Genomic DNA, 14,402 nt, shown 5'->3' on the forward strand with positions numbered 1-14,402 from the left:
GGGCCGGCGGATCGGCGGCGGAGGCACCGGCAGGCGGATGGATCACGGCGTTTCTTTCCTGATGATCATTGCGCTGCTCGCCGGCGCGGTGATCTTCGTGCCGGTGTTCAAGCGGCTCGGCCTCGGCGCGGTGCTCGGCTATCTCTGCGCGGGGGTGGTGCTCGGTCCCTCCTTCCTCTCCGTCAGTGAGGAGCCGGAGGCGATCATGGAGGTCGCCGAGCTCGGCGTGGTGTTCCTCCTCTTCCTCATCGGGCTGGAGCTGAACCCGCACCGGCTGTGGTTGATGCGACGGGACATCTTCGGCCTCGGCGCCCTGCAGGTGGTGGTGTGCGGGGGGCTCATCATGCTCTATCCGCTCTTCGTCACGGGCCGGTCGTGGGAAACGGCGCTGGTGGCGGGTCTCGGCCTCGCCCTCTCCTCCACGGCACTGGTGATGCAGCTCATCGAGGAGCGCGGCTCGATGCGGCTGCCCTACGGGCAGAAGACCTTCGCCGTTCTCTTGATGCAGGACATCGCCATCGTCCCCCTCCTGGTGGTGGTGACGCTGCTGTCGCCCGGCGGCGACAACATGGACGGGGCGAGCGTCTTTCTCGATCTCGCCCTCGCGGTGGGGGCGGTGGCGGCGATCGTCGTCATCGGCCACAATCTGCTGTCGCCGATGTTTCGCATTCTCGCCCGCTTCGGCGGCACCGAGATCATGACGGCGGCGGCCCTCCTCGTGGTCATCGCCGCGGGCACGGCGATGGTGGCGGTGGGCCTGTCGATGGCGATGGGCGCCTTCATAGCCGGCGTGCTCCTCGCCGAGAGCAACTATCGCCACGAGCTCGAGGCCGACATCGAGCCGTTCCGCGGCCTGCTCCTCGGGCTGTTCTTCGTCTCGGTGGGCATGTCGCTCGACCTGCCGCTGATCGCTCAGAATCTCTTGCTGGTCCTCGGCGGGGTGGCGTGCATCCTCGTCGCGAAGTCGGTGGCGGTCTACGGGCTGGTGCGCGTCTTCGGCGGCGATCACATGACGGGGGTGAAGACGGGCCTTCTCCTATCGCAGGGCGGCGAGTTCGGCTTCGTCCTCTTCACGAGCGCGGCGACACAGGGGGTGATGACGGCGGAGGTGGCCGGGCTCCTGAGCGCCACGGTGATCCTCTCGATGGTCACGACGCCCTTCCTCGTGCGCTACCTGCCGCCGCTCCTCATCCGCGCCCGCCCCAAGCCGGAGCCGACGGAGGACTATTCCGACGCCCAGGGCGACGTGCTCGTGATCGGCTTCGGCCGCTACGGCCAGATCGTGTCGCAGATGCTGCTCGCCGCGGGCTTCCGGCCGATCCTCCTCGACAACGACGTGGAGCGGGTGACGGAGGCCCGCCGCTTCGGCAGCCGCGTCTACTATGGCGACGGATCGCGCCTCGACGTCCTGCGGGCGGCGGGGGCGGGGAAGGCGGCGCTGATCGCCGTGTGCACCGCGCCCAAGGAGCGCACGAGCGCCATCGTCGACCTGCTGCGCCACGAGTTTCCTCAAGCGCGGATCTTCGCCAGGGCCTACGACCGGCGGCACGCGCTGAACCTCTTCGCCCTCAATGTGGACTATCAGCGGCGCGAGACCTTCGATTCGGCGTTGCGCTTCGGGCGGGACGCGCTGGTCGCGCTCGGCAAGGAGCCGGGCGATGCCAAGGACGCCGAGATCCTGGTGCGCAAGCGCGACCGCGAGCGGCTCGAATATCAGCGCATCGAAGGACTGGCCGAGGGACACGCCAAGTGGCGCGAGGTCACCCCCGAGCCCTACATGCCCCCCATCGAGGACGAGGTGGACGACGACGAGCCTCCCGCCCCGCGCAAGGCCGCCGAATAGGGCTCAGCTCTCGCGCCAGGCCTTGCGGAACTGCTCGGTCAGCGGCTTCAGCAGATAATGCACCACCGTCTGCTCGCCGGTGGAGATATAGAGCTCGGCCGGCATGCCCGGCAGGAGGACGAGATTTTCGGGCAGCCGGTCGAGCTCGCCCTCGTTCAGCGTGACCCGCACCACGTAGTAGGTGAAGCCCTGCCGCTCGTCGATGCTGGCGTCGGCCGAGACGAACGACACCGTGCCGTGCAGCTGCGGCGTGGTGCGGAAGTCGAACGCCGAGAGCACCACGATGGCGTCCTGGCCCATCTTCACGTCGTTGACGTCGGTGGGGGCGAGGCGGGCCTCGATCACCAGCTGATCGGCGGTCGGCACCACCTGCATGATCGTCTGCGCCGGCTGCACGACGCCGCCGACGGTGTGGACGGCGAGCTCGAACACCGTGCCGTCGGTCGGCGAGCGGATGTCCATGCGCTTCAGCTGGAAGTCGGCCGCGGCGCGGCGCTCCTTGAGGTTGGCGAGCTCGGGCTTGATCTCGGTGATCTCGGCGAAGGTCTTCTCGGCGCGGTCGGTGGTGAGCTGCATCACCTCGAGCTCGGTCTCGTTGATGCGGCCTTCGGCCATGGCGATCTGCGAGGTGAGCTCGCCGCGCTCGCCTTCGAGGCGCAGGCGGTTGCGCTTCAGGTTGACGATCTTGTCGCGCGTGGTGCGCCCGCGGTCGTAGAGGCCGCCGAGCACCTCGAGTTCTTCGTCGATGAGGTTGATCTCGCCTTCCTTCGCCTTGCGCTGGGCGGTGAGGCCGTCGATCTGCTGGCGCAGCTGCTTCATGCGCTCGTTGAGCCGGTCGACCTGCCCGTCGATGGTGGCCCTGCGGGCGTCGAACACCTTCATCTGCGAATCGATCGCCTGCTTCACCAGCGGGTCGTCCTGGCGTTGCTGCAGCTCGCCGGGAACGGTGATCGCTTCGGCCTCGTCCCGTTCCGCCTCGAGGCGGGCGAGCTGGGCCTCCTTGGCGATGATCTGACCGTCGAGCAGGGCCTGGTTGGCGGCGACGAGGGTGTCGTCGAGGCGGATGAGGAGGTCGCCCGCCTTCACCTTGTCGCCGTCGGCGACGTTGATCTCGCCGACGATGCCGCCGTCGGGGTGCTGCACTTGCTTGACGTTCGAGGCGACCACGATCGTGCCGGAGGCGACGATGGCGGAGGCGAGGCGGGCCGTCGCCGCCCAGCCGCCGAGGCCGAACACCAGCGTGCAGCACACGACCACTCCGAACAGCACGTAGCGGCGGATCGAGCTCGAGAAGCGCTTGGGCTTGGTGCGCTGAGCGGGAAGGGGGGCCATTGAGATGGTCTCCGCTTAGGCGTTCTGGGGAGCGGCGGGCTGGGTCTTCTGCCCCGGCTGCGGCTTCTGGAGTTGGGCTGCGGGGCGCACATTGTCCACCTTCTCGCGCCGCATCACCTTCTTCAGCACCTCGTCGCGGTCGCCGAAGTCGGCGAGGCGGCCGTTCTCGATCAGCGCCAGCTTGTCCGTCGCCGACAGCGCCGAGGGGCGGTGGGCGACGATGATCACCACCGAGCCGCGCTCCTTCATGGTGGCGATGGCGCGGTTGAGGGCGCTGTCGCCGTAGCCGTCGAGGTTGGAGTTGGGCTCGTCGAGCACGATCAGGAAGGGATCGTCGTAGATCGCGCGGGCGAGGGCGATGCGCTGGCGCTGGCCGGCCGACAGCATCGCCCCCTGGTCGCCGAGCATCGTGGCGTAGCCGTCCTTCAACGACAGGATCAGCTCGTGGCAGCCGGCGGTCGTGGCGGCGGCGATGACCTTTTCGTCGGTGGCGTCGGGGGAGAAGCGGGCGATGTTGGCGGCGATGGTGCCCTCGAAGAGCTCCACGTCCTGCGGCAGGTAGCCGAGATGGCGGCCGAGAGCGTCGGGCTTCCACTGGGAGAGCGGGGCACCGTCGAGATTGACGCTGCCGCGGGCCGGCGGCCAGACGCCGACGAGGACGCGGGCGAGGGTCGACTTGCCCGACCCCGACGGGCCGATGATGCCGAGCGCCGTGCCGGCTTTGGCGCCGAGGCGGATGTCGATGAGGGTCGGGGTGCGCGAGCCCGGCGGCACCACGGTGATGGTGTCGACCATCAGATCGCGCTTGGGGGCGGGAAGGTCGACGGGCTCCGCCTCTTCGGGGCGATCGAAGAGGGCGCGCAGGCGGCGATAGGCCTGTTGGGCGGACAGCATCTGGCGCCAGTTCTGCACCGCCATCTCCACCGGCTGCAGACCGCGCGCCATGATGATCGAGGCGGCGATCATCGCGCCCGGCGAGATCTGCTCCTGGATCGCGAGATAGGCGCCGAGGGCGAGCACGGCCGACTGCAGGAACAGGCGGAACACCTTCGACAGCACCGAGGAGAGGCCGACGACGTCAGCGGCGCGGGCGTTGGCGGCGAGGAACTTGTCGTTCACCCCCTCCCACAGCGTGCCGACGGCCGACAGCATGCCCATGCCGTGCAGCACCTCGGCGTTGCGCCGGCCGGCGGACACGATCGAGTTGCGCTGGGCGGCGAGCTCGCCGCTCTGGCGCATCACCGGCCGCGCCGCCCGATCGGTCAGGAGGGCGATCGAGAAGAGCACGACCGCGCCCAGGACGGCGAGGTAGCCGAGCCAGGGGTGCACCAGGAAGACGATGCCGACATAGAGCGGCAGCCAGGGCATGTCGAAGATCGCCGTGACGCCCGAGGAGGAGAAGAACTGGCGCAGCTGGTCGACGTCGCGCACCGGCTCCGACTTGGCGGCCAGCGGCCCGGAGCGGATCGGCGCGCTCACCTGCGACAGGAAGGCGGCGCGGCCCACCTCCTCGTCGAACCGGTGGCCGACCCGCGTCAGCACGCGGTAGCGCACGAGGTCGATGAGACCCATGAAGACGTAGAGGCCGATGACGAGCACCACCAGGGCGAGCAGCGTGGGTACGCTGCGGCTCGTCAGGACGCGGTCGTAGACCTGCAGCATGAACAGCGGGCCGGTCAGCATCAAGATATTGACGACACAGCTGAAAATCGCCACGGACACGAAGGTCCGTCGCGTGGCCGCGATGGCGCTCGCAAGGATGTTCGACTTCACCACGGTGGGGCCTCAGACAAGCTCGATCGACTTCATAGGGGTCGCGGCTGCCCCCACCCTATCGGCGAGGGTCCGCTTCGAAAAGGGCGACGCCGGCACGAAGGCGACGGCGTGCGCCGCGCGGGAAGGCAACGACCCGATCGGTGGTGTGATTCGGGCACGAGTGCGGAACAAATAGGTGTGTGCACTCGACATTCTCGTCCATGTCAATGCACGATCTTGTAGCCGAATGTGAGAGAATTGTTATCTTGGTCATGAACCCGTTCATGGAGGCGCCCGAGGGATCGATGCGCCGGGGGTGTCTTCTGCTGTTCTTCGCGTGGCCAGGATCGAGGGTGGGCGGGCCGCAATGATCGATCACCGACAGGATAGGGCGCTGCTCGGCCTCGCCATGACAGCGGGCGGGTTCACGCGCGCCCTGTTGTGTCCCTCGCTCGAGCGGATCACCGCCGACGGGGATGCGGCGATCTCGCAGGAGGAGAACGTGCTCGCCGCGGCGAGCTTCGCCGAGGCTGTGGACGTGCCGGCGGCCGAGGTCGCCGCGCTGCCGCCGCGGGGCGACTGGCTGCGCTATTGCGACCGCCGGGGCCATGCGCCGGTGCTCCTCCTCCTGCGGCGCGGTTCGACCTCGCCGACCGACGCGACGCGGATCGCGGAGGTGGTGTTCAACGACCATGCCGCCCGCGTCGGCCTCGCCGAGGTGCGCAGCGCTCTGCGTCGGCGCAACGCGATCCTGAGCGGCGTCGAGACGATGACGCACATCGGCATCTGGCAGGTCGGGCTGACGAGCGGGCGCACCTCCTGGTCGGACGAGACCTACCGCATCTGTGGCATCGACCCCTCGGAGGCGACACCCAGCCTCGACGACGCCATCGCCTTGTTTCCGGAAGAGGTGCGGGGCCTCGTGCGCAACTATCTCGACGATGCGATCGAGCAGAAGTCGGGCTTCAACTTCGTGCTGCCCTTCCGCCGGGCCGACGGGGTGCTGCGCACCGTGCGCAGCGTCGGCTACGTGGTGACGGACGACGACGCCGAGGATTATCTCTTCGGCATCATTCAGGACGTGACCGACGAGCGCGAGGCGCAGCTCCATCTCTGGTGGACGGCCAACCACGACACCCTCACCGGGCTGCCCAACCGGATGCTGTGGCAAGAGCGCCTCTCCCATGCGCTGGAGATGGCGCAGAAGCGCAACCAGGCGGTCGGCCTCATCCTCGCCGATCTCGACCATTTCAAGTCGATCAACGACGTCTATGGCCACGAGGCGGGCGACGAGGTGCTCAAGGCGGTCGCCGACCGGCTGACCGCCCACATGCGCCAGGGCGATACGCTCGCTCGCCTCGGCGGTGACGAGTTCGCCATCATCGTCAACGAGCTGGCCGAGCCGGACGACCTCGAGCGGCCGCTCCAGCGCCTCGTCAGCGCCGCCAACGTCGACTTCGGCTATCGCGGCACCGCCATCCCGGTCACCCTGTCGCTCGGCGCCGCCGTGTTTCCGCGCGACGCCGACGATGCGCGCGAGCTCTACCGCAACGCCGATCTTGCCCTCTTCCGCACCAAGGCCGACCCGCAGCGGCGCGGCACGCTCTACGATCCGCGCTACGGGCTCGAGCAGGAGGGGCGCGAGAAGCGGGTGCGGCTGATCCGCGAGGCGATCGACGCGCAGGAGATCGTGCCGTGCTACCAGCCGGTCGTGCATCTCGGCACCGGCCGGCCGGCCTGCGTCGAGGCGCTGACGCGGTGGCGCGACGGCGAGCGCCTGCTCGACGTGAGTGCCTTCCCCACCGCCTTCGAGGATGCCGAGCTCGCCCCGCTCCTGGGGCTCACCCTGATCGACCAGATCTCGCGCGACTGGCGCATCATGCGGGCCGAGCTCGGCGACGTGCCCGCTCTCAGCCTCAACGTGTCGCTGCGCCAGCTCCAGAACCTCTCCTTCGTCTCGGCGATCAACCGGATGCTCGACGAGGGCGTGGTCAAGGGTCCCGACCTCATCCTGGAGGTGAAGGTGGATCCGCTCGCCTCGCTGAGCCGCCACGTGCGTCCGGCCTTCCTGCAGCTCCTGAAGCGGGGGGTGTCGATCTCCTTCGACAGCCTCGTGAGCGGGGTCTCGGTGCTGGTGGAGCCCGGCGCGCTCGCCGTGCGCCAGATCAAGGTGAGCTGGGCGGCGATCGAGCAGTCGGAGGAGAAGGGACGGGCCGGGCCGGTGATCCGCGGCATGATCGACACCTGTCGCAATCTCGGCATCGAGCTCGTCGCCTGCGAGATCGAGACGCAGGAGGAGCTGCGCCGGGTGCGCGGCATGGGGTTCCGCCTCGCCCAGGGCTTCCAGTTCGCCCGCCCGATGCGGTTCGATGTGCTGCTCGGCTGGTTGCGGCAGGTCGAGCCGGTGGCGAGCGAGCGCTGAACTCGGCGGATGGGCTGTGGCGCGGCTGCCGCAGCCGCGCCGGAAACGCCCCGGCGGCCCGGCCCGGCGCGGCCTCTCGCTCGGGCGTGCCCTTTTCGCCCCGTCGGAGCCGCGATAGGTACGTGCCACAGGTGCCCGTGTCGGCTCGGAGGGGACAACGCTCATGCCGCCTATCCAGCATCATCATTGGCCGGGATGCTCGACGGTCAGCCCTTTCATCGTGTCCGACCGGGCGCTCGAGATCGTCGACTTCATCCGGACGGTGTTCGACGCCGACACGCTGGAGCCGCCCCTCATGCGGGGCGACGGGACGCTGTCCCACGCGGTGGTGAAGATCGGCGACACCACCATCATGCTGGGCGATCCGCGCGATCCGAACAGCCACCACAAGGCGTTCCTGCACATCTACGTGCCGGACTGCGACGAGACCTACGGCCGGGCGCTCGAGGCCGGCGCGACGAGCGTGATGGAGCCGGCCGACCACTTCTACGGCGACCGGGCGGGCGGGGTCGTCGACATCGCCGGCAACACCTGGTGGATCGCCACCCACGTGCGCTCCCTCTCGCGCAGCGAGATCGAGCGCTTGGCGCGCGACGCGGAGGCCGCCGGCTGAGCCCTCGCCGCCTGCGACAAAATCGCTTGCGGCGACACCGGGCGCCCCGCAGGATGGGCGCCCACCGCGGCCCGGGGGCCGGGTGGCGAATGCCCGGCGCCGAGGTCTTGCCATGGACATCCTCTACCGCATCGTCATCGACCCGTTCGTGCAGATGGTGGCGACGCCCGACTTCCTCATCCAGGTCCTGTGGGAGGGCTTCGTCGCGGGGGTGCTCTACGCGCTGATCGCGCTCGGCTTCGTGCTCATCTTCAAGGCGTCGGGCGTGTTCAACTTCGCCCAGGGCATCATGGTGGTGTTCGCGGCCCTCTCGCTGGTGGGCTTCGTGGAGGTGGGGGTGCCGGCGCCGATCGCCTTCGTGCTCTGCCTCGGGGTGATGCTGGTGCTCGCGGTCGGGGTGGAGCGCCTGGTGCTGCGCCCGCTCGTCAACCAGCCCGACATCATCCTCTTCATGGCCACCATCGGCCTCACCTTCTTCCTGATCGGGCTCGGCGAATTGATCTTCGGCGGCGAGCCGAAGACGATGGTCACCGAGGAGCTGTTCCTGCCCACCGGGTCCTCGGTGTGGGAGCCCGCCGGCCTCGGTCCGGACGGGGCGCCGGGCTTCATCCTCTTCCAGCACCTCGACGTGGCGGCTGCGGCGATCGCGCTCGCCCTCGTCGCCGCCCTCGGCTTCTTCTTCTCCAAGACGCGCATCGGCCGGGCGCTGCGAGCCGTCGCCGACGATCATCAGGCGGCTCTCTCGGTCGGCATCTCGCTCAACCAGATCTGGGTCATCGTCTGGTTCGCGGCCGGCGTGGTGGCGCTCTTCACCGGCATCATGTGGGGGGCGCGGTCGGACGTCTCGTTCGCGCTCGAGATCATCGCCTTCAAGGCGCTGCCCGTCCTGATCCTCGGCGGCTTCACCTCCATCCCCGGGGCGATCGTCGGCGGCCTGATCATCGGCATCGGCGAGAAGCTCGGCGAGATCTATTGGGGCCCGCTGGTGGGTGGCGGCATCGAGAGCTGGCTCGCCTACATGATCGCGCTGGTGTTCCTGCTCTTCCGGCCGCAGGGGCTGTTCGGCGAACGGATCATCGAGCGCATATGAGATCTGCGTAGGCGCATGGCCGGCCCGCTTTGCGCTCCCTTGTCGCACTGCGGGGGGCAGTGTACGGGGCGTAGGTGAGCATTTGCGCATCCCCCACAGTTTCGAGCACCGGGTCCGAGTTTCGCGCCGGAATGGTCGCGTCCTTGCCGGTCGTGTCGGCGATCGCGCCGGTCGGCATGCTGTTCGGCGCGGTGAGCGTCAATCACGGCCTCTCCACCCTCGATGCGGCGCTGATGAGCGCGCTGGTCTTCGCCGGCGCGAGCCAGTTCATCGCGGTCGACCTCTTCGGCCACCAGGTGCCGATATGGTCGCTGGCGCTCGCGGTGTTCGCGGTGAACTTTCGCCATATCCTCTATTCGGCGGCGCTCGCGAGCGCGCTGCGGCCCTTTCGCTGGCTCACCAAGGTCTCGATCTTCGCCGTCCTCACCGATCCCGCCTTCGCCTATGCCGAGCACCGGGTGGAGCAGGACAAGCGCTTCTCGGTCGCGGCCTACATGGGCATCGGCCTGACGCTCTATGTGGTCTGGTTCCTGTCGACCGTCGTCGGCGCCCTGTTCGGCCAGCTCATCGAGGATCCGTCGGCCTTCGGCCTCGACCTCCTGTTGCCGATCTACTTCCTCACCCTGGTGATGGGCTTCCGCAGCCGGCCGGGCTGGGGGCTCACCGTGATCGTGAGCGGCGCGCTGTCGACCCTCATCTACGCCTTCCCGATGCTCGGAGTGCCCTTCCTCGGCCCGCCGTGGCACATCACCATCGGCGCGCTGGGCGGCATCCTCGCGAGCGTCCTCTTCGTGAAGCGGGACAAGGACGTGCCGATCGTGGAGGCGGCGGAAGAGCTCGCCCACACCGACGCCGGCGATCCGCACGAGCGGAGGACGATGTGAACGAGGACTTTTTCGTCGTCACCATCGTCTGCGCGGTGATGACGATCCTCACCCGCAGCGGCGGCTATCTCCTCCTGTCGCGCTTCACCCGGCTGCCACCGCGCGTCGACGCGGCGCTCGAGGCGGTGCCGGCCGCGGTGATGACCACGCTGTTCGCCCCCGCCATCCTGTCGGGCGGCTGGCGCGAGGCCGTCGCGATGGGCGTCGCCGTGCTCGTCGCCCTGCGCCTGGGGCCGACCGCGACGCTCGTCATCTGCGTCACCGTCCTCGTCACTCTGCGCTCGCTCTGATCCCCATTGCCCCGGCGTCGCTTCTCGGCGACACTTCGCGGCAAAAATACGGGGAAACGCCGCGGATGTTCTACCGTGAAGCCGGCCAGTTCAAGACGAACTACGCCGACGACCAGGCTGCTTTTCCGGTCCGCGAGGACCGGATCGGCATTATACTGCTTGCTGTGCTTGCCGCCGTGGTGGTGCCGATCGTCGCCAGCGACTTCGTGCTCAACACCATCATGATCCCGTTTCTGATCTTCGCGCTCGCGACGATCGGACTCAACGTCTTGACGGGCTATTGCGGCCAGCTCTCGCTCGGCACCGGCGCCTTCATGGGGGTCGGCGCCTACGCCTGCTACAAGCTGACGTCGATCTTTCCGGACGTGAACATCGTCCTGTGGGTGTTGTGCTCGGGGGTGTTCTCGGCCGCCGTCGGGGTGGTCTTCGGGCTGCCGTCGCTGCGCATCAAGGGCTTCTACCTGGCGGTGGCGACGCTCGCGGCCCAGTTCTTCCTCGAGTGGTGCTTCATCCGCATCCCCTGGCTCTACAACAACAACGCCTCCGGGGCGATCGAGGTGCCGACGCGCGAGGCCTTCGGCGTCGCCTTGACGGGACCGACGGCAGAACCCCTCACGCGCTACCTGATCGTGCTCGCCATCGTGGTGGTGATGACCTTCCTCGTCGGCAACCTCCTGCGCGGCCGGATCGGGCGCACCTGGATGATGATCCGCGACATGGACATCGCCGCCGAGCTGATCGGCGTCCGGCCGCTCTACGCCAAGCTCTCCGCCTTCGCCGTGTCCTCCTTCGTGTGCGGCGTGGCGGGGGCGATGTTCGTGTTCTTCTGGCTCGGGGCGGCGGAGCCGGCGAGCTTCAACATCCGCCTCTCGTTCCAGGTCCTCTTCATGGTGATCCTCGGCGGGCTCGGCTCGATGGCCGGATCCTTCATGGGCGCCGCCTTCATCTTCATCATGCCCATCCTGATCCGCATGGTGCCGGCTGCCTTCGGCCTCGACGTCGACGCGGCGACGGTGGAGCACCTCAACTTCGTGATCATCGGCGCCCTGATCATCGGCATCCTGATCGCCGAACCCCACGGCCTCGCGCGTCTCTGGTCGGTGCTGCGCCAGAAACTGAGGGTTTGGCCTTTTCCGTATTGAGTATAGTCTTCGTCCCGAGAGGGACGATGAAACGTCCCCGTGCATAAGAACAGACAAAGTCATAGGGAGAGATCATGAAACGGACACTCGGAGCCGCCTTGGGGGTGCTTCTGGCCGGATCGACGGTGGCCCCGGCGCTGGCCCAAGAGGGCGAACTCTTCCTGCCGCTCTTGACCTATCGGACCGGCCCCTTCGCCGGCTCCGGCATCCCCATCGCCGACGGCATGCGCGACTATCTGACGATGCTCAACGAGCGCGACGGCGGCATCGGCGGCGCCAAGATCTACATCGAGGAGTGCGAGACGGGCTACAACACCCAGAAGGGCGTCGAGTGCTACGACAGCCTCAAGGGCCGCGACCCGCTGGTGGTCAATCCCTATTCCACCGGCATCACGCTGCAGCTCATCCCGAAGGCGAGCGTCGACGGCATCCCGGTGCTGTCCATGGCCTACGGTCTCTCCGCCGCGGCGGACGGGACGGTGTTTCCCTGGGTGTTCAACCCGCCGCTCAGCTACTGGGACGGCGCGTCGGCCGCCATCAAATATATCGGCGAGCAGGAGGGCGGCCTCGAAGGGCTGAAGGGCAAGAAGATCGGCTACATCTTCCTCGACGCCGGCTACGGCCGCGAGCCGATCCCGCTGCTGGAGGATTTCGCCAAGGAGTACGGCTTCACGCTGACGCAGTATCCCGTGCCCTTCGACACGATGCAGAACCAGTCGTCCCAATGGCTCAACGTGCGCCGCGACCGGCCCGACTACATGATCATGTGGGGCTGGGGCGCGATGAACCCCACCGCCGTGCGCGAGGCGGCCAAGGTGCGCTATCCGATGGAGAAGTTCATCGGCACCTGGTGGTCGGGTGGTGAGGACGACGCCCGTCCCGCCGGCGGCGGCGCCAAGGGCTACAAGACGATGAACTTCAACGGCGTCGGCACCGACTTCCCGGTCATCGCGGACATCACCACCCACGTCTACGACAAGGGCCTCTCCAAGGTGTCCGACAAGTCGCGTATCGGCGAGAACCTATATAATCGCGGCGTGATGAACTCGTTCCTGATGGCCGAGGCGGTGCGCAACGCCCAGGCCGCCACCGGCAAGACGCTGGTGACGCCCGCCGAGGTGCGTGCCGGCTTCGAAGCGCTCGACATCACCGCGGAGCGGCTGAAGGAGGCGGGCATGGAGGGCTTCATGAAGCCGCTCAAGCTCTCCTGCACCGACCATGCCGGCCAGAGCGACGTCTACGTGCAGGAGTGGACCGGCGAGGCCTGGCAGCCGGCGTCCGACTGGTTCTCGCCGATGGTGGAGAAGGTGCGCCCGATGCTGGAGAAGGCGGCCGAGGAGTACGTCGCCGCCAACCAGCCCTGGCCCAAGCGCGAGGTGCCCTGCGCGGACTGATTTAACCATCAGGTATCCGTCCACGGCCACTATGGTTGTGGACGGATTTGACGGAACGGCCATATGATTAACGGACCGTCATCGACCAAGGCGGGGCAAAGCACCGCGGACTAAGGAACGACTTTTGCGATAACGGGATTAGGAGCCATCGGCACGTGAGCTTTGATAGTTTGGGCTATGCGCGCCGTTTGCGCGATGACGGTGGTGTGGAGCAGAAGCAGGCGGAGGCGCATGCAGCTGCGGTACAGGAGTTCGTTGTGAAGGATCTTGTCACCAAGGACGACCTTGGTGTCAGCTTCGCCAAGCTGGACGCCTCTCTTGGCGAGCGTCTCAGCTCTGTCGAGGATCGCGTCAGGCACCAGTTCTCGACGTTGCACTCAGATCTTGCCACCGTCCGCGAGAAGCTCAACTCCTTCGATAGCCGCTTTGCTCCGATTGATCAGAGAGGCTCGCTGATCGACCAACGCATGCAGCACCTCACGGAGCGGATGACGGAGCTCACGCGGAGCCTCGAGCGCTCGCAGAGCGTCGTCATGGACAAGCTGACCCTTCGGTTTGGCGCGATGTTCCTGACGCTCGCTCTTTCGCTCGTCGTCATCTATTTCCGCAAAGCGCTGTTCTAGAACGGGCAGAGCATGACGACCGCGTCGCTCCCCCACGCCTCGGGCTCTTCCGCGCCGATCCTCGACGTCGCCAACATCGAGGTGATCTACGACCATGTGATCCTCGTCCTGAAGGGGGTGTCGCTCACCGTCCAGCAGGGCGGCATCGTGGCGCTGCTCGGGGCGAACGGGGCGGGCAAGACCACCACGCTCAAGGCGATCTCCAACCTCTTGCGCGCTGAGCGGGGCGACGTGACGAAGGGTGCCATCCTCTTCGACGGGGAGGAGGTGCAGGCGCTCTCGCCCAACGCTCTCGTCACCCGCGGCTGCATCCAGGTGATGGAGGGGCGCCACTGCTTCGGCCATCTGACGGTGGAGGAGAACCTTCTCACCGGCGCCTTCACCCGGCACGACGGATGGGGTGCGGTGAAGGCCGATCTCGAAAAGGTGTACGACTACTTTCCCCGCCTGCGCGAGCGGCGCTCGAGCCAGGCGGGCTACACCTCCGGCGGCGAGCAGCAGATGTGCGCCATCGGTCGCGCCCTGATGAGCCGTCCGAAGATGATCCTCCTCGACGAGCCCTCGATGGGCCTCGCCCCGCAGCTCGTGGAGCAGATCTTCGAGATCGTGAAGGAGATCAACGCCAAGGAGGGGGTGTCGATCCTCCTCGCCGAGCAGAACACCAACGTCGCCCTGCGCTACGCCACCTACGGCTACATCCTGGAATCGGGACGCGTGGTGATGGACGGCGACGCCGACGCGCTGCGCCAGAACGAGGACGTGAAGGAGTTCTACCTCGGGGTCGCCGGCGACGGCCGCAAGTCGTTCCGCGAGGTGAAGCACTACAAGCGGCGCAAGCGCTGGCTCAACTGACGCTGTCCACACCGACGCTGTCCACCGTCCTCGACGGCCGAACGGTTGGTGTTCGCACCGAAGACCGATAGGGTGCGCCATCATCTCCGAGCCGAGCGTGCCGTCTCCTTCTATGCTCCGACCCTCGATCCGCGCTGCAGCGCTGCCGCTCCCCACGAGGCG

12 protein-coding genes are annotated in these 14,402 nt (G+C 67.7%); 10 read left to right on the top strand and 2 right to left on the bottom strand.

Going from position 1 to position 14,402, the window contains the following annotated elements; all coding sequences use genetic code 11:
- Window positions 1–61: 61 nt before the first annotated feature.
- On the top strand, window positions 62–1,843 hold the full coding sequence (locus JCR33_RS08735; protein ID WP_198881668.1) for a monovalent cation:proton antiporter-2 (CPA2) family protein: 1,782 nt from the start codon (window positions 62–64) through the stop codon (window positions 1,841–1,843).
- Between the two features lie 3 nt (window positions 1,844–1,846).
- Here JCR33_RS08735 and JCR33_RS08740 read toward each other — a convergent pair whose 3' ends face one another.
- Together JCR33_RS08740 and JCR33_RS08745 are read right to left on the bottom strand one after the other, a co-directional pair.
- On the bottom strand, window positions 1,847–3,175 hold the full coding sequence (locus JCR33_RS08740; RefSeq protein ID WP_198881669.1) for an HlyD family type I secretion periplasmic adaptor subunit: 1,329 nt from the start codon (window positions 3,173–3,175) through the stop codon (window positions 1,847–1,849).
- 15 nt (window positions 3,176–3,190) lie between these two features.
- Complete coding sequence (locus JCR33_RS08745) at window positions 3,191–4,948, bottom strand: type I secretion system permease/ATPase (protein ID WP_332461149.1); 1,758 nt, start codon at window positions 4,946–4,948, stop codon at window positions 3,191–3,193.
- A gap of 349 nt (window positions 4,949–5,297) precedes the next feature.
- On the opposite strand from JCR33_RS08745, the gene JCR33_RS08750 reads away from it, so the two are divergent.
- The 9 genes from JCR33_RS08750 (at window position 5,298) to JCR33_RS08790 (ending at window position 14,240) form a co-directional block, all read left to right on the top strand.
- Window positions 5,298–7,352: a putative bifunctional diguanylate cyclase/phosphodiesterase gene (locus JCR33_RS08750; RefSeq protein WP_198881671.1), complete on the top strand. Its 2,055-nt coding sequence runs from the start codon at window positions 5,298–5,300 to the stop codon at window positions 7,350–7,352.
- A 163-nt stretch (window positions 7,353–7,515) separates the two neighbouring features.
- The gene (locus JCR33_RS08755; protein WP_198881672.1) at window positions 7,516–7,965 is read left to right on the top strand and encodes a VOC family protein; all 450 of its coding nucleotides are present in this window, start codon (window positions 7,516–7,518) and stop codon (window positions 7,963–7,965) included.
- A gap of 112 nt (window positions 7,966–8,077) precedes the next feature.
- On the top strand, window positions 8,078–9,055 hold the full coding sequence (locus tag JCR33_RS08760) for a branched-chain amino acid ABC transporter permease (RefSeq protein ID WP_198881673.1): 978 nt from the start codon (window positions 8,078–8,080) through the stop codon (window positions 9,053–9,055).
- A 131-nt stretch (window positions 9,056–9,186) separates the two neighbouring features.
- The gene (locus JCR33_RS08765; RefSeq protein WP_198881674.1) at window positions 9,187–9,939 is read left to right on the top strand and encodes an AzlC family ABC transporter permease; all 753 of its coding nucleotides are present in this window, start codon (window positions 9,187–9,189) and stop codon (window positions 9,937–9,939) included.
- Window positions 9,936–10,229 carry an AzlD family protein gene (locus tag JCR33_RS08770; protein WP_332461150.1) on the top strand — a complete coding sequence of 98 codons (294 nt, stop codon included), beginning with the start codon at window positions 9,936–9,938 and terminating at the stop codon, window positions 10,227–10,229. Before JCR33_RS08765 ends, JCR33_RS08770 begins: the two co-directional genes overlap by 4 nt.
- Before the next feature lie 65 nt (window positions 10,230–10,294).
- Entirely contained in the window at window positions 10,295–11,371 is a 1,077-nt protein-coding gene (locus tag JCR33_RS08775) for a branched-chain amino acid ABC transporter permease (RefSeq protein ID WP_198881675.1), read from the top strand.
- Window positions 11,372–11,445: 74 nt separating this feature from the next.
- Window positions 11,446–12,765, top strand: coding sequence for an ABC transporter substrate-binding protein (locus JCR33_RS08780; protein ID WP_198881676.1), 1,320 nt, complete (start codon window positions 11,446–11,448; stop codon window positions 12,763–12,765).
- 155 nt (window positions 12,766–12,920) lie between these two features.
- Window positions 12,921–13,388: a hypothetical protein gene (locus tag JCR33_RS08785; RefSeq protein WP_198881677.1), complete on the top strand. Its 468-nt coding sequence runs from the start codon at window positions 12,921–12,923 to the stop codon at window positions 13,386–13,388.
- Window positions 13,389–13,400: 12 nt separating this feature from the next.
- Entirely contained in the window at window positions 13,401–14,240 is an 840-nt protein-coding gene (locus tag JCR33_RS08790; protein ID WP_198881678.1) for an ABC transporter ATP-binding protein, read from the top strand.
- Window positions 14,241–14,402 lie beyond the last annotated feature (162 nt).

The organism is Acuticoccus mangrovi (genome assembly GCF_016411865.1).
GTDB classification, from domain to species: domain Bacteria; phylum Pseudomonadota; class Alphaproteobacteria; order Rhizobiales; family Amorphaceae; genus Acuticoccus; species Acuticoccus mangrovi.

Bases quoted from the DNA above. Each gene is read 5' to 3' on its own strand.
- JCR33_RS08735 (WP_198881668.1), top strand. From the start codon at position 62: ATGATCATTGCGCTGCTCGCCGGCGCGGTGATCTTCGTGCCGGTGTTC.
- JCR33_RS08790 (WP_198881678.1), top strand. From the start codon at position 13,401: ATGACGACCGCGTCGCTCCCCCACGCCTCGGGCTCTTCCGCGCCGATC.
- JCR33_RS08740 (WP_198881669.1), bottom strand. From the start codon at position 3,175: ATGGCCCCCCTTCCCGCTCAGCGCACCAAGCCCAAGCGCTTCTCGAGC.
- JCR33_RS08765 (WP_198881674.1), top strand. From the start codon at position 9,187: ATGGTCGCGTCCTTGCCGGTCGTGTCGGCGATCGCGCCGGTCGGCATG.
- JCR33_RS08760 (WP_198881673.1), top strand. From the start codon at position 8,078: ATGGACATCCTCTACCGCATCGTCATCGACCCGTTCGTGCAGATGGTG.
- JCR33_RS08780 (WP_198881676.1), top strand. From the start codon at position 11,446: ATGAAACGGACACTCGGAGCCGCCTTGGGGGTGCTTCTGGCCGGATCG.
- JCR33_RS08755 (WP_198881672.1), top strand. From the start codon at position 7,516: ATGCCGCCTATCCAGCATCATCATTGGCCGGGATGCTCGACGGTCAGC.
- JCR33_RS08775 (WP_198881675.1), top strand. From the start codon at position 10,295: ATGTTCTACCGTGAAGCCGGCCAGTTCAAGACGAACTACGCCGACGAC.
- JCR33_RS08750 (WP_198881671.1), top strand. From the start codon at position 5,298: ATGATCGATCACCGACAGGATAGGGCGCTGCTCGGCCTCGCCATGACA.